General features: G+C 68.8%; 20 protein-coding genes. 13 read left to right on the top strand and 7 right to left on the bottom strand.

Annotation, left to right across the window (positions count from 1 at the left end; all coding sequences use genetic code 11):
- Positions 1 to 267: 267 nt before the first annotated feature.
- Both groL and AC3WQA_RS12620 read right to left on the bottom strand, forming a co-directional pair.
- Entirely contained in the window at positions 268 to 1,911 is a 1,644-nt protein-coding gene (groL, locus tag AC3WQA_RS12625) for a chaperonin GroEL (RefSeq protein ID WP_492675390.1), read from the bottom strand.
- 104 nt (positions 1,912 to 2,015) lie between these two features.
- Positions 2,016 to 2,309 (bottom strand): co-chaperone GroES, encoded by a 294-nt coding sequence (locus AC3WQA_RS12620; protein ID WP_492675389.1) that lies wholly within the window; start codon positions 2,307 to 2,309, stop codon positions 2,016 to 2,018.
- A gap of 244 nt (positions 2,310 to 2,553) precedes the next feature.
- On the opposite strand from AC3WQA_RS12620, the gene cutA reads away from it, so the two are divergent.
- The 10 genes from cutA to purH all read left to right on the top strand — a co-directional run bounded on the left by cutA (position 2,554) and on the right by purH (position 12,869).
- Positions 2,554 to 2,880: a divalent-cation tolerance protein CutA gene (gene cutA, locus AC3WQA_RS12615; RefSeq protein ID WP_492675388.1), complete on the top strand. Its 327-nt coding sequence runs from the start codon at positions 2,554 to 2,556 to the stop codon at positions 2,878 to 2,880.
- A gap of 62 nt (positions 2,881 to 2,942) precedes the next feature.
- Entirely contained in the window at positions 2,943 to 5,135 is a 2,193-nt protein-coding gene (locus AC3WQA_RS12610) for a protein-disulfide reductase DsbD family protein (protein WP_492675387.1), read from the top strand.
- A gap of 175 nt (positions 5,136 to 5,310) precedes the next feature.
- On the top strand, positions 5,311 to 5,871 hold the full coding sequence (locus AC3WQA_RS12605) for a TlpA family protein disulfide reductase (protein WP_492675386.1): 561 nt from the start codon (positions 5,311 to 5,313) through the stop codon (positions 5,869 to 5,871).
- Between the two features lie 165 nt (positions 5,872 to 6,036).
- Positions 6,037 to 6,480 carry a type II 3-dehydroquinate dehydratase gene (gene aroQ / locus AC3WQA_RS12600; RefSeq protein WP_492675385.1) on the top strand — a complete coding sequence of 148 codons (444 nt, stop codon included), beginning with the start codon at positions 6,037 to 6,039 and terminating at the stop codon, positions 6,478 to 6,480.
- A 60-nt stretch (positions 6,481 to 6,540) separates the two neighbouring features.
- Positions 6,541 to 7,005, top strand: coding sequence for an acetyl-CoA carboxylase biotin carboxyl carrier protein (accB, locus tag AC3WQA_RS12595; protein ID WP_492675384.1), 465 nt, complete (start codon positions 6,541 to 6,543; stop codon positions 7,003 to 7,005).
- 117 nt (positions 7,006 to 7,122) lie between these two features.
- A complete protein-coding gene (gene accC / locus AC3WQA_RS12590) occupies positions 7,123 to 8,493 on the top strand; it encodes an acetyl-CoA carboxylase biotin carboxylase subunit (protein ID WP_492675383.1) in 1,371 nt (456 codons plus the stop codon).
- 211 nt (positions 8,494 to 8,704) lie between these two features.
- Positions 8,705 to 9,604, top strand: a complete 900-nt coding sequence (gene prmA, locus AC3WQA_RS12585; protein WP_492676360.1) for a 50S ribosomal protein L11 methyltransferase — start codon at positions 8,705 to 8,707, stop codon at positions 9,602 to 9,604.
- A gap of 201 nt (positions 9,605 to 9,805) precedes the next feature.
- Entirely contained in the window at positions 9,806 to 10,651 is an 846-nt protein-coding gene (locus tag AC3WQA_RS12580; RefSeq protein ID WP_492675382.1) for a zinc-ribbon and DUF3426 domain-containing protein, read from the top strand.
- Positions 10,652 to 10,862: 211 nt separating this feature from the next.
- Complete coding sequence (locus AC3WQA_RS12575; protein WP_492675381.1) at positions 10,863 to 11,150, top strand: helix-turn-helix domain-containing protein; 288 nt, start codon at positions 10,863 to 10,865, stop codon at positions 11,148 to 11,150.
- A 93-nt stretch (positions 11,151 to 11,243) separates the two neighbouring features.
- Positions 11,244 to 12,869 (top strand): bifunctional phosphoribosylaminoimidazolecarboxamide formyltransferase/IMP cyclohydrolase, encoded by a 1,626-nt coding sequence (purH, locus tag AC3WQA_RS12570; RefSeq protein ID WP_492675380.1) that lies wholly within the window; start codon positions 11,244 to 11,246, stop codon positions 12,867 to 12,869.
- Positions 12,870 to 12,911: 42 nt separating this feature from the next.
- On the opposite strand, the gene AC3WQA_RS12565 is transcribed toward purH, so the two are convergent.
- Together AC3WQA_RS12565 and AC3WQA_RS12560 are read right to left on the bottom strand one after the other, a co-directional pair.
- The gene (locus tag AC3WQA_RS12565) at positions 12,912 to 13,697 is read right to left on the bottom strand and encodes an SDR family NAD(P)-dependent oxidoreductase (protein WP_492675379.1); all 786 of its coding nucleotides are present in this window, start codon (positions 13,695 to 13,697) and stop codon (positions 12,912 to 12,914) included.
- On the bottom strand, positions 13,694 to 14,377 hold the full coding sequence (locus tag AC3WQA_RS12560; protein WP_492675378.1) for a TetR/AcrR family transcriptional regulator: 684 nt from the start codon (positions 14,375 to 14,377) through the stop codon (positions 13,694 to 13,696). Before AC3WQA_RS12560 ends, AC3WQA_RS12565 begins: the two co-directional genes overlap by 4 nt.
- A gap of 102 nt (positions 14,378 to 14,479) precedes the next feature.
- Between AC3WQA_RS12560 and grxD the strand changes: the two genes are divergently transcribed.
- Positions 14,480 to 15,385, top strand: a complete 906-nt coding sequence (grxD, locus tag AC3WQA_RS12555) for a Grx4 family monothiol glutaredoxin (RefSeq protein WP_492675377.1) — start codon at positions 14,480 to 14,482, stop codon at positions 15,383 to 15,385.
- Between the two features lie 57 nt (positions 15,386 to 15,442).
- Here grxD and AC3WQA_RS12550 read toward each other — a convergent pair whose 3' ends face one another.
- Entirely contained in the window at positions 15,443 to 16,063 is a 621-nt protein-coding gene (locus AC3WQA_RS12550; RefSeq protein WP_492675376.1) for a trimeric intracellular cation channel family protein, read from the bottom strand.
- Positions 16,064 to 16,316: 253 nt separating this feature from the next.
- Here AC3WQA_RS12550 and AC3WQA_RS12545 point away from each other — a divergent pair, with 253 nt between their 5' ends.
- On the top strand, positions 16,317 to 18,032 hold the full coding sequence (locus tag AC3WQA_RS12545) for an Eco57I restriction-modification methylase domain-containing protein (protein WP_492675375.1): 1,716 nt from the start codon (positions 16,317 to 16,319) through the stop codon (positions 18,030 to 18,032).
- Between the two features lie 105 nt (positions 18,033 to 18,137).
- On the opposite strand, the gene AC3WQA_RS12540 is transcribed toward AC3WQA_RS12545, so the two are convergent.
- Both AC3WQA_RS12540 and hemB read right to left on the bottom strand, forming a co-directional pair.
- Entirely contained in the window at positions 18,138 to 19,085 is a 948-nt protein-coding gene (locus AC3WQA_RS12540; RefSeq protein WP_492675374.1) for an alpha/beta hydrolase, read from the bottom strand.
- Between the two features lie 137 nt (positions 19,086 to 19,222).
- Positions 19,223 to 20,215 (bottom strand): porphobilinogen synthase, encoded by a 993-nt coding sequence (hemB, locus tag AC3WQA_RS12535; RefSeq protein WP_492675373.1) that lies wholly within the window; start codon positions 20,213 to 20,215, stop codon positions 19,223 to 19,225.
- Between the two features lie 163 nt (positions 20,216 to 20,378).
- Here hemB and glk point away from each other — a divergent pair, with 163 nt between their 5' ends.
- A complete protein-coding gene (gene glk / locus AC3WQA_RS12530; protein ID WP_492675372.1) occupies positions 20,379 to 21,398 on the top strand; it encodes a glucokinase in 1,020 nt (339 codons plus the stop codon).
- The last annotated feature ends 1 nt before the right edge of the window (position 21,399 follow it).

Below are 21,399 nucleotides of genomic sequence, written 5' to 3'. Positions count from 1 at the left end.
GCCGTCCCACCGCCCCTGCAAGTCGACCGGACATCGGACGAGCCGCTTCTGTGGTCACCCGACGGCAGCCGTTTTCCCGGCTGCCCACCATGACGGCAAAGCACGCGATTGCGGTGCGTGCTGACCCTCGCGCCGTCAACATGGCTGGCAAAGAAAAACCCCGCCGTAGCGGGGTTTTTCGTGTTGCGCTGCTCTTGGCGAGCAGTGCGGCCATGGCTGGCCGCCGCTTGGTTCACGCCATCAGGGACGATGGCGCGGATGAGGGCATCAGAAATCCATGCCGCCCATGCCGCCCATGCCACCGGGGGCGCCGCCGTGGTTGTGCTCTTCCTTCTTCGGCAGCTCGGCCACCACCGCTTCGGTGGTGATCGCGAGGCCGGCCACGGAAGAGGCGTACTGCAGCGCCGAGCGGGTGACCTTGGTCGGGTCCAGGATGCCGAAGGCGATCATGTCGCCGAACTCGCCGGTGGCGGCGTTGTAGCCGAAGTTGCCCTGGCCTTCCTTCACCTTGTTGAGGATCACGGAGGGCTCTTCGCCGGCGTTCGACACGATCTCGCGCAGCGGCGCTTCCAGCGCGCGGCGGGTGATCGCGATGCCGAGGTTCTGATCCTGGTTGTCGCCCTTCAGGTTCTCGATGGCCTTGAGCGCGCGGATCAGCGCCACGCCGCCGCCGGGCACCACGCCTTCTTCCACCGCCGCACGGGTGGCGTGCAGGGCGTCTTCCACGCGGGCCTTCTTTTCCTTCATCTCGACTTCGGTGGCCGCGCCGACCTTGATGACGGCCACGCCGCCGGCCAGCTTGGCCACGCGCTCCTGCAGCTTCTCGCGGTCGTAGTCGGAGGAGGTCTCCTCGATCTGCGCCTTGATCTGCTTGATGCGGGCTTCGATCTTGGCCGCTTCGCCGGCGCCGTCGATGAGGGTGGTGTTTTCCTTGGTGATGACGACCTTCTTGGCGCGACCGAGGTCGGCGATGGTGGCCTTCTCCAGCTGCAGACCCACTTCCTCGGAAATGACTTGGCCATTGGTGAGGATGGCCATGTCTTCCAGCATCGCCTTGCGGCGGTCGCCGAAGCCCGGCGCCTTCACGGCGGCGACCTTGACGATGCCGCGGATGGTGTTGACCACCAGGGTGGCCAGCGCCTCGCCCTCGACCTCTTCCGCCACGATCAGCAGCGGCTTGCCGGCCTTGGCCACGCCTTCGAGGATCGGCAGCAGCTCACGGACGTTGGACACCTTCTTGTCGTGCAGCAGGATGAAGGGATCGTCCAGCTCGACCTGCTGGCTCTGCTGGTTGTTGATGAAGTACGGCGACAGGTAGCCGCGGTCGAACTGCATGCCCTCGACCACGTCGAGTTCATTGTCCAGGCCCGAGCCTTCCTCGACGGTGATCACGCCTTCCTTGCCGACCTTCTTCATCGCAGTGGCGATGATGTCGCCGATGGCGCTGTCGGAGTTGGCGGAGATGGTGCCGACCTGGGCGATCGCCTTGTCGTCGGCGGTGGGCTTGCTGAGGTTCTTCAGCTCGCCGACGGCGGCGACCACGGCCTTGTCGATGCCGCGCTTCAGGTCCATCGGGTTGATGCCGGCGGCGACGGCCTTCAGGCCCTCGCGGATGAAGGCCTGCGCCAGCACGGTGGCGGTGGTGGTGCCGTCACCGGCGTTGTCGGAGGTCTTGGAGGCGGCTTCCTTGACGATCTGCGCGCCCATGTTCTCGTAGGCGTCGGCCAGCTCGATTTCCTTGGCGACGGAAACGCCGTCCTTGGTGATCGTGGGAGCGCCGAAGCTCTTCTGCAGCACGACGTTGCGGCCCTTCGGGCCGAGTGTGACCTTGACGGCGTTGGCGAGCGTGTTCACGCCCTTGAGGATGCGCGAGCGGGCGTCTTCGCCGAAGCGGACTTCTTTAGCGGCCATAAAATTTTTCCTTGAAAAATTTTGAAATTAAGTAAAGGGAGTTCGTCGCTTCGAAAGCCTTGCCAAAGCAGGCTTCCAGCGACGGGCGAGCGCGATCAGCGCGCTCAGCCCTCGAGCACCGCCACGATGTCGTCTTCCTTCAGGAAGACCAGCTCTTCGCCGTCGATCTTGATTTCCTGGCCGGCGTACTTGCCGAACAGGACGATGTCGCCGGCCTTCAGGCTCATCGGACGCACCTTGCCGTCCGACTGGATCAGGCCGGTGCCGGCGGCGATCACCTTGCCGCGGGTCGGCTTCTCGGTGGCGCTGTCGGGGATGACGATACCGCCGGCGGAGACGCGCTCCTCTTCCAGGCGCTTGACGATGACGCGGTCGTGCAACGGACGCAGTTTGCTCATGGGTGGCTCCCAAGCTTGAGTGGCTGAAAAAGTGAGTGACCGACGAACCAGCCACAAGGGCGGGTTGTTAGCACTCTCCGTAGATGAGTGCCAATTCTAGCTTTGCAAGGGCCCGCTGCAAGAGGCCGGCCACCGTTTTTTTGCATCGACAGATCTGTTCAGCAAGCGATGGGATGACGAACGAGCGCTTTCAAGCGTCGGTCCCGCGTTCTACCGTGGGCCACCCACCCCAGCCACCGCCGCCATGTCCGACGACACCGTCCTGCTCTGCCTGGGCACCTGCCCCGACGCCGAAACCGCCGCGCGGCTGGCCGAAACACTGGTGGACGAAGGCCTGGCCGCCTGCGTCAACCGCCTGCCCGGCGTGCGCTCCACCTACCGCTGGCAGGGCGAGGTGCATACCGACGCCGAGGAACTGCTGCTCATCAAGACCACCGCCGCCCGCTTCGAGGCCATGCAGGCCCGCTGGCTGGCGCTGCACCCCTACGCGCTGCCCGAGCTGATCGCGCTGCCGGTGGTGCGCGGCCACGCGGCGTATCTGGACTGGGTGCGGGAAAGCGTCGCGCCGTGAACCCCATCCCGCGGCTGCCGTCATAATGGGCGCCGCCCATGGGCGGCCCTGTCGGAGTCGTGATGTCCTCGTTGCTCACCCGTATCCTGCTGTCCGGCTGGCTGCTTGGCCTCCTGGCCGTCGCCACCGTCAGCCGCGCCCAGGATGGCATCCTGCCGGTCACCGCGGCCTACCGGCTCAGCGCCGACGCCGGCACGCCCGGCGTGCTCAGGCTGCACTGGACGATCGCGCCGGATTACTACCTCTACCGCGGCCGCATGAAGTTCACCGCCGGCGACGGCGTGACGCTGGGCGAGGCGCAGTTGCCGCCGGGTGAGAAAGAAGTCGACCCCTACATCGGCGCGGTGGAGCTGTACCACCACGGCGTGGATGCCACGATCCCCTACACCATGGCGCCGGGCGCCACGCGCCTCACGCTGGCCGTGCGCTACCAGGGCTGCCACGAAGTGGAGCCCAAGATCTGCTACCCGCCGCACACCGAACAGCTCGACCTGCCGTTGCCCAGCGCGGCCGCCGCGCCGGCCGGCGTCACGCTGGGCGCCGCGTTGCAGTCCCTGGGCGGCAACGCGCCGGACAGCCTGCCTGGCACACAAACCACCCCGCTACCCGCGGAGCAGGCCTTCCGCTTCAGCGCACTGGCGCAGGATGGCCGGCACCTGCTGCTGCGCTGGATGCTGCCCAAGGACTACTACCTCTACCGCGACCACATCGCGCTCACGCTGAAAGACGCCGGCGCGCTGAAACTCGCCGCGCCCGCCTGGCCGGCCGGCAGCGTGGCGCATGAGGACGCGCAATTCGGCAAGGTCACCGTGTACTTCGGCGGACTGGAGCTGCCGGTCGCGATCGAAGGCGACACCGCGGGCCGCCGCCAGCTCACCGTGCAGGCCAGCTTCCAGGGTTGCCAGGATGGCGGCATCTGCTACCCGGTGATGACACGCACGGCCACGGTGGATCTCGCCAGCGGCGCGGTGGCCGATGGCCAACCCGTCCCACCTCCTGCCACCACGGCGCCAGGCACTGCCGCACCCGCCACCGCCGGCGGGCCACTGTCCACCGGACTCGTCGCCGCCCTGCTGCTCGCGCTCGGCGGCGGTTTGATCCTGAACCTGATGCCCTGCGTGCTGCCGGTGCTGTCGCTGAAGGCGGTCAGCCTGCTGGAAAGCGGCGAACAGCCGGCGCGCCGGCGCCGCCACGCGCTGGCCTACACCGCCGGCGTGCTGTCGAGTTTCGCCGCGCTGGGCGCGGGCATCCTCGCGCTGCGCGCGGCCGGCCGCGCGCTGGGCTGGGGCACGCAGTTGCAGCAACCACTGGTGGTGGCCGCGCTGGCCTGCGTGATCTTCGCACTGGGACTCATGATGTCCGGCGTACTGCAGTTCGGTGCCGGCCTCGGCCATGCCGGCGACGCATTGGCCCGCCAACGCGGCCTGGCCGGGGATTTCTTCACCGGCGTACTGGCCGTGGTGGTGGCCAGCCCCTGCACCGCGCCGTTCATGGGCAGCGCGCTGGCCTACGCCTTCGTGGCACCGCCGCCGTACGCCATGGCCGTGTTCCTCGCGCTGGGGCTGGGGCTGGCGTCACCCTTCCTCGCCATCGCCTACGTGCCCGCGCTGGCGCGCAAGATGCCGCGCCCGGGCCGCTGGATGGAGACGCTCAAGCAGGTGCTGGCCTTCCCGATGTACCTCACCGCCGCATGGCTGGCCTGGGTACTGGCCAACCAGCGCGGCGCCGATGAGGTGGGCCTGCTGCTGGTGGCCATGGTGCTGCTGGCGATGGCGCTGTGGGGCTTCGAGCGCAGCCGTGCCGGCGGCATGACCGGCAAGCTCGCCGCCACCCTCCTGGCGCTGTCCGTGCTGGCACCGCTTTATCTGCTGGCGCAGCTGCCGGCCACGACGGCAACGACCATGCCGGCCGGCAGCCTGCCTTACAGCGCGACCAGGCTCGCCGAACTGCGCGCCGCCGGCACCCCGGTGCTGGTGGACATGACCGCCGACTGGTGCATCACCTGCAAGGCCAACGAGCACACCGTGCTCGACACCGCCGCCTTCCGCGCCGCGCTCAAGCGCTACGGCGCGGTGTACATGAAAGGCGACTGGACCAACGAAGACCCGGCCATCACCGCTTTCCTGCAGCAGTACCACTCGCCCGGCGTGCCGCTGTACGTGGTGTTCCCCAAGGGGGGCGGCGAAGGCCGACAGCTACCCACCGTGCTGACCACGGCGCTGGTGCAGCGGGCGCTGGCCGAGGCGGCAAGGTGAGTCTGCTCCGCCTTCCTCTCCCCCTGGCTCTGCCTGGGGGAGAGGGCAGCGTGAGGGGGGCTTTTCGCCCACCACACCCCCTCGCCCCAGCCCTCACCCCCGAAAGTGCCCGGGGCCGAGGGGGCATCCACCACCCCTGCAATAGCCGGAACGTCGGCCATCAGGCAACTTCGCCATGCTGAGCCGCGCGAACACCGTCATCCTGGCCGTGGCCGTGCTGGCCGCCGCCCTGGGCGGCTGGCTGCAGTACGCGAGCCGGCGGGCGCATGTGCCGGCGGGCGTGGTGGTGGCGCGGGTCGGCCAGCCCGCACCTGCGCTGGTTTTGCCGGATCTGCACGGCAGCCCCCATGCGCTGGCCGATTACCGTGGCCGCCGCGTGCTGCTCAATTTCTGGGCCAGCTGGTGCGGGCCGTGCCTGGACGAGCTGCCGGCGCTGGATCAAGCCCAGGCAAAGTTCGGCGAAAGCGGAGCTATCGTGCTCGGTATAGCGATGGATGATCCCGCACGCGTTCGTGCCTTTCTCAGCCAACATCCGGTGCGTTACCCGATCTTGCTGGGTCGCCTGACCCCGCCAAGCACCACGCTGATTTTCGACGATGCCGACGAAGTGCTGCCATATAGCGTATTGATCGATACAGATGGCCACGTGGTCGCGACCCATCGTGGCCCACTGGACGCCGCCTTGCTCGACGACTGGCTTGTGAGAGGTGCGGTCAAGGATGACCACCCATCTTGATCTCCGCGACCGGGGGCGATCGCAAAAGCATCGCATACGCCAGCGCACGGAGAGTGACTCGCTTCTCCGTTGAACATCGCCGAACAGCGCCGAACTGGACAACATTCGGAACTGCGCGCACACTGCGCCCGTTCCGGGGCTACCGGACGCCGTCAAGAGTATGGTGTGGCGAAGATCCTGGTCCTGCATGGGCCCAACCTCAACTTGCTGGGCAGCCGCGAACCGGGCGTCTACGGCCACGACACGCTGGCTGACATCGACGCCCGGCTGATCGCCCAGGCCAAGGCGGCCGGGCATGCGCTCGCCTGCTTCCAGTCCAACGCCGAGCACGCGCTGATCGAGCGCGTGCACGCTGCGCGCGACGAGCAGGTCGCGATGATCCTGTGCAATGCCGGCGCGTTCACCCACACCAGCCTCGCGCTGCGCGATGCGTTCGCGGCGGCGGCCGTGCCCTTCATCGAGGTGCACCTGTCCAACGTGCACGCCCGCGAAGCATTCCGGCATCACTCGTACCTGTCCGCCATCGCGGTGGGCGTGATCTGCGGCTTCGGCGCAGACAGCTACCGCCTGGCGCTGGACGCCGCGCTCGCCCGACTGGCGCGCGGCTGACCCCACCCTTTTTTCCCTTTCCCGTCGCTCGGGGCGACGTCACGTCATGAAGGCCATCCCATGGATCTGCGCAAGATCAAGAAGCTGATCGACCTGCTCGAGGAATCCAACCTCGCCGAACTGGAAATCAAGGAGGGCGAGGAAGTAGTGCGCCTGTCGCGCGTGCCCAAGAGCGGCGTGGTCGCCGCCGCGCCCGCCCCGGTCATGATGGCTCCCGCCCCCGCCGCGGCGCCGGCCGTCGCCGCACCTGCGGCAGCGGTCGCCGCTCCCGCCGCCGATGCCCTGCCGGCCGGCACCGTGGTGAAGGCGCCGATGGTGGGCACTTTCTACGCCGCCGCCACCCCCGGCGCTCCGGCGCTGGTGAAGGTGGGCCAGCAGGTCAAGGTGGGCGACACGCTGGGCATCATCGAGGCGATGAAGATGTTCAACCAGATCGAGGCCGAGATCGCCGGCACGGTCAAGGCAATCCTGATCGAGAACAGCCAGCCGGTGGAATTCGACCAGCCGATGTTCGTCATTGCGTAATCCTGCGGGACGCGGGACGCAGGCCTCAGGCCTCGGCAAAGCAGGGGCTGCGCATCGCGCTCCTGCTCCGCCGAGTCCCGAGTCCCGCGTCCCGAGCCCCGGCTCCCGGAGCCTTCCATGCTAGAAAAAGTCCTCATCGCCAACCGCGGCGAAATCGCCCTGCGCGTGCTGCGCGCCTGCCAGAGTCTGGGCATCCGCACCGTGGCGGTGCACTCCACCGCCGACCGCAACTCCAAACACGTGGGCCTCGCCGACGAAGCCATCTGCATCGGCCCGGCACCGTCGGCGGAGAGCTATCTCAACATCCCGCGCATCATCGCGGCGGCGGAGATCACCGACGCCCAGGCCATCCATCCCGGCTACGGCTTCCTCTCCGAGCGCGCGGATTTTGCCGAGCAGGTGGAACAATCCGGCTTCATCTTCATCGGGCCGACCGCCGACGTGATCCGCCTGATGGGCGACAAGGTCGAGGCCATCCGGGCCATGAAGGCCGCCGGCGTGCCGTGCGTACCCGGCTCCGGCGGCCCGCTGGGCGAGGACATCGAGGAGAACATGCGCATCGCGCGTGAGATCGGCTACCCCGTCATCATCAAGGCGGCCGGTGGCGGCGGCGGGCGCGGCATGCGCGTGGTGCGCACCGAGGCGCATCTGGGCAACTCCATCGTGATGACCAAGCAGGAGGCCAAGGCAGCCTTCGGCAACGACATGGTCTACATGGAGAAATTCCTGGAGAACCCGCGCCACGTGGAAATCCAGGTGCTGGCCGACGGCCAGGGCCACGCCATCTATCTCGGCGAGCGCGACTGCTCCATGCAGCGTCGCCACCAGAAGGTGGTGGAAGAGGCTCCCGCGCCCGGCATCACGCCCGAGTTGCGTGCGCAGATCGGCAAGGTCTGCGTCGATGCCTGCCTGCGCATCAACTACCGCGGCGCCGGCACCTTCGAGTTCCTGTTCGAGGACGGCCGCTTCTACTTCATCGAGATGAACACGCGCATCCAGGTCGAGCACCCGGTGACCGAATTCATCACCGGCGTGGATCTGGTGCGCGAGCAACTGCTGATCGCCGGCGGCCAGCCGCTGTCGATCCGGCAGGAGGACGTCAAGATCACCGGCCATGCCATCGAATGCCGCATCAACGCCGAGGATCCGGACACCTTCATGCCCTGCCCCGGCACGGTGAAGCGCTTCGAGGCGCCCGGCGGCCCCGGCGTGCGCGTGGATACCCACCTCTACGACGGCTACAAGATCCCGCCGAACTACGACTCGATGATCGGCAAGCTGATCGTGCACGGCCCGGATCGCAAGACCGCCATCGCCCGCATGCAGCTGGCGCTCGCCGAAACAGTGATCGAAGGCGTCAAGTGCAACATCCCGCTGCAGCAGCGGATCATGGCCGACGTGGGCTTCCAGCATGGTGGGCAGAACATCCACTACCTGGAAAAACGCATCGCGGAGCAGAAGGAAAAAGCCACGCCCGCTTCAACATAAACAGCGCGCCTCTTGCGTTTGCCTCCTCTCCCCTCCGGGATGCAGGGAAGGGTCATGGATGGCCCTGCCCTGAGGAGCGAGGAAGAGGATTGAGATGAGGGGTCGGGGCTCGCGAGAATCCTGATCGAAGCTCGCCCGAACCCACTTCTCCGTGAGCGCAGCCCCTCACCCCAGCCCTCTCCCCTAAAAGGGGGAGGGAGTGAACTCCACCATGCCCTTCCTCGAACTCTCCCTCACCACCCGCCTCGAACAGCAGCCCCGCGTGGAAGCAGCGCTGGAGGATCTCGGCGCACTCGCGGTCACGCTGCGCGATGCCGATGCGGAGACGCCGGACGAGCAGGCGATCTTCGAGCCTGGCGTGGGCGAGCTGCCGCTGTGGCCCACGATCACGCTGAACGCGCTGTTCGACGCGCACACCGACCGCCGCGGCCTCGCCGCCGCGCTCGGCGGGTTGCTGCCGTGGCTGACGCCCGACCAACTGGATTTCCGCGAGGTGGCGGATCAGGACTGGGAGCGTGTGTGGATGGATCAGTACCAGCCGATGCACTTCGGCCAGCGGTTGTGGATCTATCCGTGGAACATCGAGCCGCCGGCCGACGACGCCGCCGTGGTGGTGCGCCTCGACCCCGGCCTCGCCTTCGGCAGCGGCACTCACCCCACCACCGCGCTGTGCCTGGACTGGCTGGACAGCCTCGAGCTCGCCGGCAAGTCGGTCACCGATTACGGTTGCGGCTCGGGCATCCTCGCCATCGCGGCGCTCAAGCTGGGCGCGGCCAGCGCGATCGGCGTGGACAACGATCCGCAGGCGCTCATCGCCACGCACGACAACGCCCAGCGCAACGGCGTGGCCACGCAACTGGCGGCCTACCTGCCCGACGACGCACCGCCAGCCACCGCCGACGTCTTCGTGGCCAACATCCTCGCCGGCCCGCTGGGCGAGCTCGCACCCGCCTTCGCGCGCGCCGCCAAACCCGGCGCGCCGTTCGCCATCTCCGGCATCCTGGACGGCCAGCAGGAGGAACTGCTCGCGCGCTATGCCGCGTGGTTCGACCAGCTTCGCGTGGACAAGCGGGACGGCTGGGTGCGCATCAGCGGGCGCCGCCATGGCTGAGCGGCTGTGATTTTTTCAGCCTCGAAGCCCGGCCATGGAGAGCCGGACGAGGATCGGGCGCGCAAGCGACTGATCCTCGGAGCGGCGTCCGGACATGCGCCGGACGCGCCGATGAGGATTTCCGCAGGAAGCGGAAATCCCCACAGGCTCTGGGCGATGGCCGTTTGCTAAGCTGGCGGCCATTTTCCCATCCCCGTTCGCATGTACACGCAATGTCCTGAATGCCTCTCGGTGTTTTCGCTCGGCGCGCAAGCGCTGGTGCAGGCGCATGGCTACGTGGAGTGCGGGCACTGCGGCGCCCACTTCGACAGCCTCGCCACGCTGACCGATCAACTGCCGTCCAGGCTCATCCACGGGCTGCCCTTGAACACCCAGGCGCTCGCTCCGCCCTGCGTTGATCTGGTGGTGTATCGCCCGCGCCCACCCGAACCCACGCCGCCCGTGGTCGCCGAAACCAGCCCGAACACGCCCGCCACGCCATCGGCGTCGGAAGACTTCTCGACGCTGACCTTCGCGCCGCACTTCGCCAAGGCGCGCCGCGCGCACAAGCCGCCGCGCACCCGCCGTGCCAGGCGCGGCGCACGCCGCTGGCCGTGGGCAGCGACCTGCGCGGTGCTGGTGTTGCTGCTCGCCGCGCAGTTGGGCTGGGTGGGGCGCGACGGCCTGATCCGCAACCCGCTCACCGGCAGTTGGCTGCGCGGTCTCTGCGCCACGGTCGCCTGCCGCCTGCCGCTGGTCGCTGCGCCGCGCCAATTGCACCTGCTGGCCAGCAATGTCGAAACCCATCCCAACGCCGCCCACGCGCTGATGATCAGCCTCAGCCTGCGCAACGACGCCCGCTTCGCCCAACCGTGGCCGACCGTCGTGGTCAGCCTGGAAGACGCACAGGGCCGCAAGGTGGCGATGCGCCGCCTGTCGCCCACCGATTACCTCGACGACGACACCATCCTGCAACGCGGCCTCGCCCCCGGCGCCACCACCGCCTTGCTGCTGGAAGTCGAAGACCCGGGCAAGCAAGCCGTGGCCTACGAATTCGCTTTCCAGTAGAGCCGCCTGGCGGCACACCCTGGCGCAGCGTTCCACCTTCTCGCGCCGGCCGGTGACGACACAGCACTTAAATTTCCCCGTCGCCCCGGGTAGACTCACCCACTCCCAGCGCCATCGTCACGCAACCCGCAAAGGCTGCGCTTCAAGGCCGTGGTCGCCGGGCATCATCAGAAACCGCGGCCCAAGCAGCCGCGCCTGCCGTACCGAGGGAATGCCTGTGAACGTCGTGAGATTGCCAGCCACCGAAGCCACCCGTCCGGGCGCTTCGCAGAGTGCGCTAGGCGAGTGCGTGGCCCGCACCGTGCGCCGCTATCTCGCCGACCTCGGTGACGCGGACAGCGGCGAAGGCCTGCACGCGCTGGTGATCCACGAGGTGGAAGGCCCGCTCTTGCGCGAAGTGCTGGCCTACCACGACGGCAACCAGAGCCGCGCCGCCGCCGCGCTGGGCATCAACCGCGCCACGCTGCGCAAGAAGCTGGCGGTGCACGGACTGCTTTGAGGCCGGCCGCAGGCACGTCGTCGTTTGGCCGTCCAAACGACGGACTTGGCGCAATTCCGCTATAATTGCCGGCTTTCCCGCCTGGAAACCGCCATGTCCGCCCCCGCCGTCGTTCCCGTCCGCCGCGCCCTGGTCAGCGTTTCCGACAAGACCGGCCTGATCGAACTCGGCCGCCGGCTCGCCGCCAGGGGCGTGGCACTGCTCTCCACCGGCGGCTCGGCGCGCGCGCTGCGCGAGGCCGGCATCGCGGTACAGGATGTCAGCGAGCTCACCGGCTTTCCCGAGATCATGGACGGCCGCGTCAAGACCCTGCACCCCAAGGTGCACGGCGGCCTGCTCGGCCGGCGTGGCGTGGACGACGCGGTGATGGCCGAACTGGGCATCGCACTCATCGACCTGCTGGTGCTGAACCTCTACCCGTTCGAGGCCACCGTGGCCAAGCCCGGCTGCACGCTGGAAGACGCCATCGAGAACATCGACATCGGCGGCCCGGCGATGCTGCGTTCGGCAGCCAAGAACTGGAACGACGTGGGCGTGGTCACCGCGCCCGACCAGTACGAAGCCGTGCTGGCCGAGATCGAAAGCGCCGGCGGCCTGTCGCGCGCCACGCGCTTCAAGCTCGCCGTGACCGCGTTCAACCGCGTGGCCAACTACGGCGGCGCGATCAGCGATTACCTCTCGGGCCTGCAGCTCGACGAGGCGCACGAAGCCATCACCGGCCATGACGCCTTCCCCGCGCAGGCCAATGGCCGCTTCGAGAAGGTGATGGATCTGCGCTACGGCGAGAACCCGCACCAGAGCGCCGCGTTCTACCGCGACCTGTATCCCGCGCCCGGCACGCTGGCCACCTTCGAGCAATTGCAGGGCAAGGAACTCTCCTTCAACAACATCGCCGACGCCGACGCGGCGTGGGAGTGCGTGCGCAGCTTCCACAAGCCCGCCTGCGTGATCGTCAAGCACGCCAACCCCTGCGGCGTGGCGGTGAGCCTGGACGGCACCGGCAAGGCCTACGACCTCGCCTGGCAGACCGATCCCACCTCGGCCTTCGGCGGCATCATCGCCTTCAACCGCGTGCTCGACGGCGCCACCGCGGCCGCCATCGTGGCGCGCCAGTTCGTGGAAGTGGTGCTGGCGCCGGGCTACGAGCCGGCCGCGCTGGAGGCGTTCAAGAAGAAGGGCAACGTGCGCGTGCTCGTGATCCCGCCGCCCGCCGGCGCCGACCTCGAACACGGTGGCCTGGCCGCCGCGCACCCCGGCAACAACGTCAAGCGCGTGGGCTCGGGCCTCTTGATCCAGACTGCCGACACCGGCATGGTCACCGCCGCCGACCTGAAGGTGGTCACCAAGCTGGCGCCCACGCCCGCGCAGATCGACGACCTGATCTTCGCGTGGAAGGTGGCCAAGTTCGTCAAGTCCAACGCCATCGTCTACGCCAAGAACCGCCAGACCATCGGTGTGGGCGCCGGCCAGATGAGCCGCGTCTACAGCGCGAAGATCGCCGGCATCAAGGCGGCCGACGAGAAGCTCGAAGTGCGCGGCTCGGTGATGGCCTCGGACGCCTTCTTCCCGTTCCGCGACGGCATCGACGCCGCCGCCGAAGCGGGCATCGCCGCGGTGATCCAGCCCGGCGGCTCGATACGCGACGCCGAGGTGATCGCCGCCGCCGACGAGCACGGCATCGCCATGGTGTTCACCGGCATGCGGCACTTCCGCCACTGAGCCGCGCGCGACGGCCAACCCTCGCAGGGTTGGCCCCGACCCTTAATTGCGCATCAACCGCCCCGCCACGGCCGTGGCAAGCCGGCGCGGCATGAAGCGCGTGCCCTGCGCCATCAGCGCATTGAACCAGCCGGCGATCACGCCGCCACGGCCGCGCAGCATCGCCGCCACGCCCTGTCGCGCCACGGCGGCGGCCGACATCTGGGTGAGCCGCTGATACCAGGTGGCGGTTTGCCCGGACACCGCGAAGAAGCCGGTGGCGGTCACGCCCGGCGACAGCACGGTGCAGCGCACGCCGCTGCCACGCAGCTCGGCATCCAGCGCGTAGCCGAAAGCGAGCACATAGCTCTTCGCCGCCGCATAGGCCGCGTAGTGCGGGGTGGGCTGGAACGCGCCGGTGGAGGCCACCTGCAGCACGTAGCCGTAGCCACGCGCGCGCATCGCCGGCAGCACCAGATGAGTGAGATGCGTGAGCGCCACGACATCCACCACCAGCATGCCGTCCAGCCGCTGCCAGTCCGCCTCGGCAAAGTGGCCGAATACGCCCAGCCCGGCGTTGTTCGCCAGCACGTCGATGGCGATGCCCTCGGCGGCCAGGCCGGCCACCAACGCCGCGCGCGCGCCGGCATCGGCAAGGTCGCAGGGCCAGACTCGCACCTGGCGGCCGCTGGTGCGCAACTCCTGCGCCAGCGCCTGCATCGGCGCCTGGCTGCGCGCCACCAGCACGAGGTCGGCGCCACGGCGCGCCAGCTCCCGGGCAAGCTCCACGCCCAGTCCGCTGGAGGCACCGGTCACCAGCGCGGTGCGGCCCTTGAGTGATGCGTTCATCGCTTGATCTCCTTTGTGGGTGCAAGGCCCTGCAGCCAGGCCAGCAGCAGGGCGCGCAATTCGGTGGAAAAGTCGAGCTGGAACGCCGCCAGCACCGCGTCCTCGCACAGCGCCTGGCGCAGCGCCGGCGGCGGTGCAGCCATCTGCGCCAGACTCGGCACCACGGCCTGCAGCCACAGCAGCAACCGCGCCCCCTGCCCGGCCGACAGCTTCAGCGTGCGCTCCAGCGCGGCGCCGCTGCGCTCCACCCGCGCGGCCAGCGTGCGCTTGAAGGCCAGCACCTCGGCGAGCGGCACGTTTGCCTCCAGCACCACGTGCAGCAGGCCGCCCAGGCGCAGGAACAGCGGCCGCGCGGCCAGCGTCTCGGCCGCCCAGCCGGCCCAGGCCACCGGCGCGGCGGCGCCCTCGACAAGGCGCGCATCCAGTGCGTCGAACCAGGCCGCGTAGTGCTCGGCCAGCAGGGCCAGGAACAACGCCTCGCGGGTGGGGAAGTAGAGGTAAGTGGTGCCCTTGGCCACACCGGCGGCGGCGGCCACCGCGCTCATCGTGATCGCCTCGTAGGGCTGCCGCTCGAACAGGCGCAAGGCCGCGGCAAGCAGATCGCGGCGACGGCGCGCTTTCAGTTCGGCATCGACCGCGCGCCGACCGCGACCCAGGGGATTTCCTACTTTGTTGACCATGGGTCATTTATAAATGACCCATGGTCATCTGTCAAAAGCGAGCCGCTGCCGCGCATGCGCGTTACCATATGCCGTCTGAATGCCCCAACGGAAACCCGCCCCATGTCTCTCGAACCCGCCACCCGCGAACGCATCGAAACCCTGCTCAAGGCACACCCCGTGGTGCTGTTCATGAAGGGCACGCGTTTCGCGCCAGCCTGCGGCTTCTCCGCCGCCGCCGCCAATACGCTCAACGACGTGCTGCCCGAGTACCACACGGTGAACGTGCTGGAAGACCCGGAGATCCGCGAGGGCATCAAGCTCTTCGGCGACTGGCCCACCATCCCGCAGCTCTACGTGGGCGGCGAGCTGGTCGGCGGCGCCGACATCATTCGCCAGATGTACGGCTCAGGCGAGCTGCACGGCCTGTTCGGCCTGGCCGCGCCGGATCGCACGGCGCCGGAAATCACCATCACCGATGCCGCCGCCAAGGCCATCCGCGAAGGCACCGCCAACGCCGGCGAGCTTGCCCTGCATCTGGAAATCGGCCCTGACCACAGCGCCGGCTTCCAGCTCGCCCCCGGCGGCGAGCACGACATCGTGGCGACCGCCAACGGCCTGCAAGTGCACTTCGACCCCGCCAGCGCCCAGCGCGCCAACGGCATCGTGATCGACTGGGTGTCCACCGCGCAGGGCGAAGGCCTGAGCCTGAAGTTCCCCGGCGCGCACGACATCAAGACGCTCACCGTGCAGGCCTTGCAGCAGCGCCTCGCCGCCGGCGACGTCACCCTCGTCGACGTGCGCCCGGCCCACGTACGCAGCCAGCTGGCCGCACTGCCGCAGGCGCGCATCCTGGACGACGAAGGCTTCGACGCCATCGGCAAGCTGCCCAAGGACACCGCGCTCGCCTTCATCTGCCAGCACGGGATCACCAGCGTGGACGTGGCCAAGCGCTTCGCCGCCCACGGCTTCAGCCAGGTGCACAGCGTGCAAGGCGGCATGGAGGCCTGGGCCAGCGAGATCGGCTGACGCTTGCCGGCAACATCCCGCCACAGGAAAGGGGCTCATCGAGCCCCTTTCTCTTGCCTAAACCCTGCGTCCAAAACGCGGCAGGTTCCAGCCACGGCGCAGCGACACGAAGCGCAACGCGAAGCACAGCGCGATCGGCAGCCAGGTAGCCCACAGCGCAGGCCAGCCGGCGCGCTCGCCCCACACCGCCAACGCAGCGCCGAGGAAGGCGGCAGAGGCGTAGATCTCCTTCTGCAGCACGATGGAAACGCGCGCCAGCAGCATGTCGCGCGCCAGCCCGCCGCCGATGGCGGTAAGCATGCCGAGAATGATCGCCACCTCGGCGTTATGCGTGTAAAGCAGCGCCTTGTGCGCGCCGTACACCGCGAACAGGCCCAGCCCCATCGCATCGAACAGGCGCACCGGATAAGTGAGCCGCTCCACCTGCCGATAGGCCACGACGGTGACCAGCGCGGCGACCACGGCGGTGACAAGGTAACGCCAATCGGCCAGTCCGGCCGGCGGGATCGCGCCGATGCACAGGTCGCGGGCAATGCCGCCGCCGCAGGCGGTGACATAGGCGATCATCAGGATGCCGAACAGGTCGAGGTTGCAGCGCCGCGCCGCCGTGGCGCCGCTGATGGCAAACGCAAAGGTCCCCGCCAGATCGACCAGGTTGAACAGCAGTTGTTCGTTCATGCAGCCTCCCTCGAGCGATGTTAGCCGTGTCACGCCATCGATGCGCCGACATCCGCCGGGGCACCTGCAGACGCCTGCCCGCGGAGATGCCAGAATGACCCGGCATCATGTCGCATGGCCTATCGACGATGCGCACAAGGGCATCGCGCGCGACTCGTCGCAGGATCGCCGGGCGCCGCCGCCCAGAGCTGACCGGGAATCCATTCCAGACCACGCTGGCCGCGCCGAAGCGTGCGCGCCGACACCGCACGCGATGAACCACGACACGCCACAGCACGCACGCCGCTACAGCCGCAGCACCACCCGCAAGGCCAGCGGCGCGACCTATACGCCGCCCGCGCTGGCCGACTTCGTGGCGCGCCAGCTGCTGCACGCCGCCACCTTGCCCGCACACGGCGCCATCCGCATCCTCGACCCGGCGGCAGGCGACGGCGCACTGCTCGCCGCACTCATCGCGCAACTGCCAGCCCGCGTGCACGCGCGGCTCGAAGTGACCGGCTTCGACACCGACGAAGCCGCGCTCGCCATCGCGCGGCAACGTCTCGCCAACGTCTTTCCCAAGCTCGCCTGCCGGCTTGAAGCACGCAACTTCCTCGACCACGCGCTGCGCCAGCGCGAGCACGGCGACCAGCTCGACGCGCCCGCACACCGCTGGCACCTGGTGATCGCCAACCCGCCCTACGTGCGCACCCAGGTCATCGGCGCGACACGCGCACGCCAACTGGCGCGCGACTTCGGCCTGACCGGGCGCATCGACCTGTACCACGCTTTCCTGATCGCGATGGCCGGCGTGCTCGCTGCCGACGGCAGCGCCGGCATCATCGCGTCCAACCGCTTCATGACCACCAGGTCGGGCCAGACGCTGCGCCGCGAACTGCTGGCTCGCTATCGGCTGGTGCATGCCTGGGATCTGGGCGACAGCAAGCTGTTCGACGCCGCCGTGCTGCCTGCCGTACTGGTGGCGCATGGCTGCGGCGACGCGCCGGCATCCACACCCGCCGCCTTCTCCTCGCTCTACGCCAGCACGGACGCGCCGCAAGGCACGGCGAGCGACCCGCTGGCCGCGCTCGCTGCGGCGGATGGCGCGGTGCTGGCCGTGCCCGATGGCCGACGCTTCCGCGTCCGCCATGGTGTGCTGGATCACGGCGACGACGCGCAGGGCGTATGGCGCGTGGCCACCACCGACACCGACCAGTGGCTGGCCACCGTGGCGGCACACACCTGGGCCAGCTTCGCGCGCATCGGCAAGGTGCGCGTGGGCGTGAAATCCACCGCCGACAAGGTGTTCGTGCGCAGCGACTGGGACACGCTGCCAGGCGGTCGTCCCGAGCTGTTGCGTCCGCTGACCACGCGCCACGTCGCGCGCCGTTTCCGCGCCGAGGCACCGACGCGCGAAATCCTCTACCCACACGTCGCCACGGCGGAGGGCCGCGAAGCCGTGGCGCTCGAATGCTTCCCGCGCGCTGCACGCTACCTGCGCCGGCATCGCGCCCAGCTTGAAGCACGCAACTACCTCATCCAGGCCGGCCGCCGCTGGTATGAGCTGTGGGTGCCGCAGCAGCCCGACGCCTGGCGTCATCCCAAACTGGTGTTCCCCGACATCGCCGCCGAACCGGTGTGCTGGATGGATCTGGACGGCAGCGTGGTGAACGGCGAGTGCTACTGGATCAAGGCCGACCACGAAGGCGAGGAGGAACTGCTCTGGCTGGCGCTGGCCGTGGCCAACTCCAGCTTCATCGGCCACTACTACGACCACCGCTTCAACAACAAGCTCTACGCCGGCCGCCGCCGCTTCATCACCCAGTACGTCGAAGCCTTCCCGCTGCCTGACCCGGCCGGCGAAAGCGCACGGTCGCTGGTGGCGCTGGCGAAGGCGATCCACGCCGGCACACCCTCGCGCGAGGCCGAGCGCCTGGCCGCGACGCTGGACACCAAGGTCTGGCAGGCCTTCGGCCTGAGCGGCCCTTGATGGGAACTCCGAAAGCCGGCTTCTGCCGGTTTTCGAGCCGCCGATCCAACCCTGGCGTGCCTGCTCGCGCACGACACCTTCATGTGCCGCAGCATCGCGAAATTTTCAGCGTTGACCCGGAAGCATCCCGATACGGCGCAGCCACGCCTCGGCCAACGCCGGCCAGTGCGTGATCGGCTGCGCAGTGGGACGCAGGCCGAAGGCGTGGCCGCCATGCGCGTAGATGTGCAGCTCCGCCGGCACGCGCGCCTTCGCCAGCGCGGCGTAGTAGACCAGCGACTGATTCACGCCATCCACGTAATCGTCTTCCGCCTGCACGAGGAAGGTGGGTGGCGTATCACGGGTGACCGGCACGTTCCGGTTGAGCGTGCCGTCGTCGTGCGCGAGGTGGCCCGGATAGATCGCCAGCGCGAAATCCGGGCGCGCGCTTTCCTTGTCGGCCGCGTCCACCGGCTGGTACAGGCGCTTGTCGAAGTGCGTGCTGATCTCCGCCACCAGGAAGCCGCCAGCGGAGAAGCCGACCACGCCGACCTTGTGCGGATCGAGGCGCCATGCCCTGGCGTGCAGGCGCACCAGCCCCATCGTGCGCTGCACATCCTCCAGCGCCATGGTGGGCACCACGTAGTCGTCGGGGCGGCACTTGCAGTGCCAGTCGTAGGGCGCGCCGGGCACGCGGTACTTCAGCAGCACGCAGGTGATGCCGCGCGACGTGAGCCAGTCGCAGATTTCGGTGCCCTCCAGATCCATGGCCAGCACCTCGAAGCCACCACCCGGGATCACCACCATCGCCGCGCCCGTGTTCCTTCCCCGTGGCGCGTAGACCGTCATCGTTGGTTGCGACACGTCGGCCACTTCCAGCCACGGTTTGCCCGCGATCAGGTGCTCCGTGCGCAACGCCGCGTGCTCCGGCCCCGGCATCGCCTGCATGTCCGGCGGCGTGCCTGGCCACAGCGGCACCTGCACGTGGCCGGCGGAAGGTTGCCAGGTGGTATCCGCGGCACGCGCGCCCACGCACGCGAACAGCAACGCGAGAAACACGAACCACGTTTTCATGATGCCCCTTATGCCCTGGCACGCGGCCGGGGCTGCACGGTCTGGATGGAAAATCAGGCGACTCCCTGCACCATCCTGCGCCGCGCCTCGGGCCTGCTGCGGCCGCTGTCGTGGAGTTTTTCGGGCAGGCGTTGCTGCTATTCGCCGCGCAGCCAGCGCGCCGCATCCACCGCGTAGTAGCTGAGGATGGCATCCGCTCCCGCGCGCTTCATCGCGGTGAGGGCTTCGAGCACCACGGCTTTTTCGTCCAGCCAGCCATTCTGCGCGGCGGCCTTGAGCATCGCGTACTCGCCGCTCACCTGATACACGAAGGTGGGCATGCCGAAGGCGTCCTTCACCCGGCGCAGCACGTCGAGGTAGGGCAGGCCGGGCTTCACCATCACCATGTCGGCGCCCTCGTCGATGTCGAGTTCGACCTCGCGCAGCGCCTCGTCGCTGTTGGCGACGTCCATCTGGTAGGTGTGCTTGTTGCCCTTGCCGAGATTGGCCGACGAACCCACCGCGTCGCGGAACGGGCCATAGAACGCCGACGCGTATTTCGCCGAGTAGGCGAGGATGCGGGTGTGGATGTGGCCGGCATCTTCCAGCGCGTCGCGGATCGCGCCGATGCGGCCGTCCATCATGTCCGAGGGCGCCACGATGTCCATGCCGGCCTCAGCCTGCGCCAGCGACATCTTCACCAGCGCTTCCACGGTGGGCTCGTTCATCACGTAGCCCGACGCATCGATCAGTCCGTCCTGGCCGTGGGTGGTGTAGGGGTCGAGCGCGACGTCGCCGATCAGGCCGAGCTCGGGGTACGCCGCCTTCAGCGCGCGCGTGGCGCGATGCATGAGGTTGTCCGGGTTCCACGCCTCGCGCGCGTCCTCGCTCTTCACCGCCTGCCCCGGTGCGGGAAACAGCGCCAGCGCGGGGATGCCCAGGCGCACGCATTCGCCGGCGAGCTTCACCAGCTCGTCGATGGAGAGCCGATCCACGCCCGGCATCGATGGCACGCTCTCGCGCCGGCCCTCGCCCTCGATCACGAACGCGACCATGATGAGGTCGCTGGGCAAGAGGGTGTGCTCGCGCATCAGCGCGCGGGAGAACGCGTCGCGACGCATGCGGCGGGGACGGCTGGCGGGAAAGCTCATGGCGAAACCTCATGGGAAGCCTCGCGATTTTAGCGCCGCATGGCCACCCGCACGGCCCAAGCGCGCGTTTTGCCGCAGTCGATGGCGAACCATACGTATGCAAACAGTGGACGCGCACCCGCCCGGCGTTGCACCCTTGGCGTTTTGGCGACAGGCAGCAACGATGCCCCCCGCAAGCAGTTCCACCCTGCTGGCCGACCTTGGCGGCACCAACGTGCGCTTTGCGCTGGCCGGCGATGGCCCGGACGCGCCGCTCGCCATGGCCAGCATCCGCCGTTACCGGGTGAAGGACTTTCCCTCGCTCGCCGACGCCGCGCGGCAATACTTCGCCGACACCGGTGAACGCGCCGGCAGCGCGGTGATCGCCGCCGCCGGGCGCATCGCCGACGGCGAGACGGTGCAGGTCACCAACAATCCGTGGGCGATCTCGGCACAGGCACTCGAGGCCAAGCTGGGCATGACGCGCGTGCACCTGGTCAACGACTTCGCCGCGCAAAGCATGGCGGTGCCGCTACTGGCCACCGCCGCGCTCGCGCCGGTGGGGCGTCTGCCAGCGCCGGCCCTGCACCAGCCACGCGCGCAGACCTTCGTGGTGATGGGCCCGGGCACCGGCCTTGGCGTGGCCGGCCTGTTGTGGCGCGACGGGGCGTGGATCGTGCTGGAAACCGAAGGCGGCCACGCCGGCTTCGCCGCGCACACCACCGAGGACGTGGCGATCCTGCATCGGCTCAATGCGCGCTTCGGACGCGTCTCCAACGAGCGCATGATTTGCGGCAACGGCCTGGTGAACCTCTACCTCGCGCTGGCCGACATCGCCGGCGAGCCCGCCGAGGAATACACCCCCGAGGACATCACCTCCCGCGCCGAGGCCGGCAGCGATGCGCTGTGCGTGCGCACGCTGGAAACCCTGGCCGGCATCTTCGGCAGCGTGGCCGGCGACCTGGTGCTGAGCCTGGGCGGCTGGGATGGCGTCTACCTCACCGGCGGTGTGCTGCCCTTCCTGCTGCCGTGGCTGCACCACGGCGGCTTCCGCGAACGCTTCGAGGCCAAGGGGCGCTTCCGCGAGACGATGGAACGCGTGCCGACGCTGGCCATCACCCACCCCGAGCCTGGCCTGCTCGGCGCCGCGGCGATCGCGCTGCTGGACGCGGGGCACAAGCTGCAGACACCGGGCGGCGGATGAT

This window comes from Rhodanobacter sp. FW106-PBR-R2A-2-24 (assembly GCF_058789615.1).
Note: the sequence above shows the minus strand (reverse complement) of the source record. Positions and strands in the feature narration are given on the sequence as shown.

Bases quoted from the DNA above. Each gene is read 5' to 3' on its own strand.
- hemB (WP_492675373.1), bottom strand. From the start codon at position 20,215: ATGAGCTTTCCCGCCAGCCGTCCCCGCCGCATGCGTCGCGACGCGTTC.
- AC3WQA_RS12575 (WP_492675381.1), top strand. From the start codon at position 10,863: ATGCCTGTGAACGTCGTGAGATTGCCAGCCACCGAAGCCACCCGTCCG.
- cutA (WP_492675388.1), top strand. From the start codon at position 2,554: ATGTCCGACGACACCGTCCTGCTCTGCCTGGGCACCTGCCCCGACGCC.
- AC3WQA_RS12540 (WP_492675374.1), bottom strand. From the start codon at position 19,085: ATGAAAACGTGGTTCGTGTTTCTCGCGTTGCTGTTCGCGTGCGTGGGC.
- AC3WQA_RS12565 (WP_492675379.1), bottom strand. From the start codon at position 13,697: ATGAACGCATCACTCAAGGGCCGCACCGCGCTGGTGACCGGTGCCTCC.
- AC3WQA_RS12560 (WP_492675378.1), bottom strand. From the start codon at position 14,377: ATGGTCAACAAAGTAGGAAATCCCCTGGGTCGCGGTCGGCGCGCGGTC.
- accB (WP_492675384.1), top strand. From the start codon at position 6,541: ATGGATCTGCGCAAGATCAAGAAGCTGATCGACCTGCTCGAGGAATCC.
- AC3WQA_RS12550 (WP_492675376.1), bottom strand. From the start codon at position 16,063: ATGAACGAACAACTGCTGTTCAACCTGGTCGATCTGGCGGGGACCTTT.
- glk (WP_492675372.1), top strand. From the start codon at position 20,379: ATGCCCCCCGCAAGCAGTTCCACCCTGCTGGCCGACCTTGGCGGCACC.
- AC3WQA_RS12580 (WP_492675382.1), top strand. From the start codon at position 9,806: ATGTACACGCAATGTCCTGAATGCCTCTCGGTGTTTTCGCTCGGCGCG.
- AC3WQA_RS12620 (WP_492675389.1), bottom strand. From the start codon at position 2,309: ATGAGCAAACTGCGTCCGTTGCACGACCGCGTCATCGTCAAGCGCCTG.
- accC (WP_492675383.1), top strand. From the start codon at position 7,123: ATGCTAGAAAAAGTCCTCATCGCCAACCGCGGCGAAATCGCCCTGCGC.
- AC3WQA_RS12610 (WP_492675387.1), top strand. From the start codon at position 2,943: ATGTCCTCGTTGCTCACCCGTATCCTGCTGTCCGGCTGGCTGCTTGGC.
- prmA (WP_492676360.1), top strand. From the start codon at position 8,705: ATGCCCTTCCTCGAACTCTCCCTCACCACCCGCCTCGAACAGCAGCCC.
- AC3WQA_RS12605 (WP_492675386.1), top strand. From the start codon at position 5,311: ATGCTGAGCCGCGCGAACACCGTCATCCTGGCCGTGGCCGTGCTGGCC.
- purH (WP_492675380.1), top strand. From the start codon at position 11,244: ATGTCCGCCCCCGCCGTCGTTCCCGTCCGCCGCGCCCTGGTCAGCGTT.
- grxD (WP_492675377.1), top strand. From the start codon at position 14,480: ATGTCTCTCGAACCCGCCACCCGCGAACGCATCGAAACCCTGCTCAAG.
- groL (WP_492675390.1), bottom strand. From the start codon at position 1,911: ATGGCCGCTAAAGAAGTCCGCTTCGGCGAAGACGCCCGCTCGCGCATC.
- AC3WQA_RS12545 (WP_492675375.1), top strand. From the start codon at position 16,317: ATGAACCACGACACGCCACAGCACGCACGCCGCTACAGCCGCAGCACC.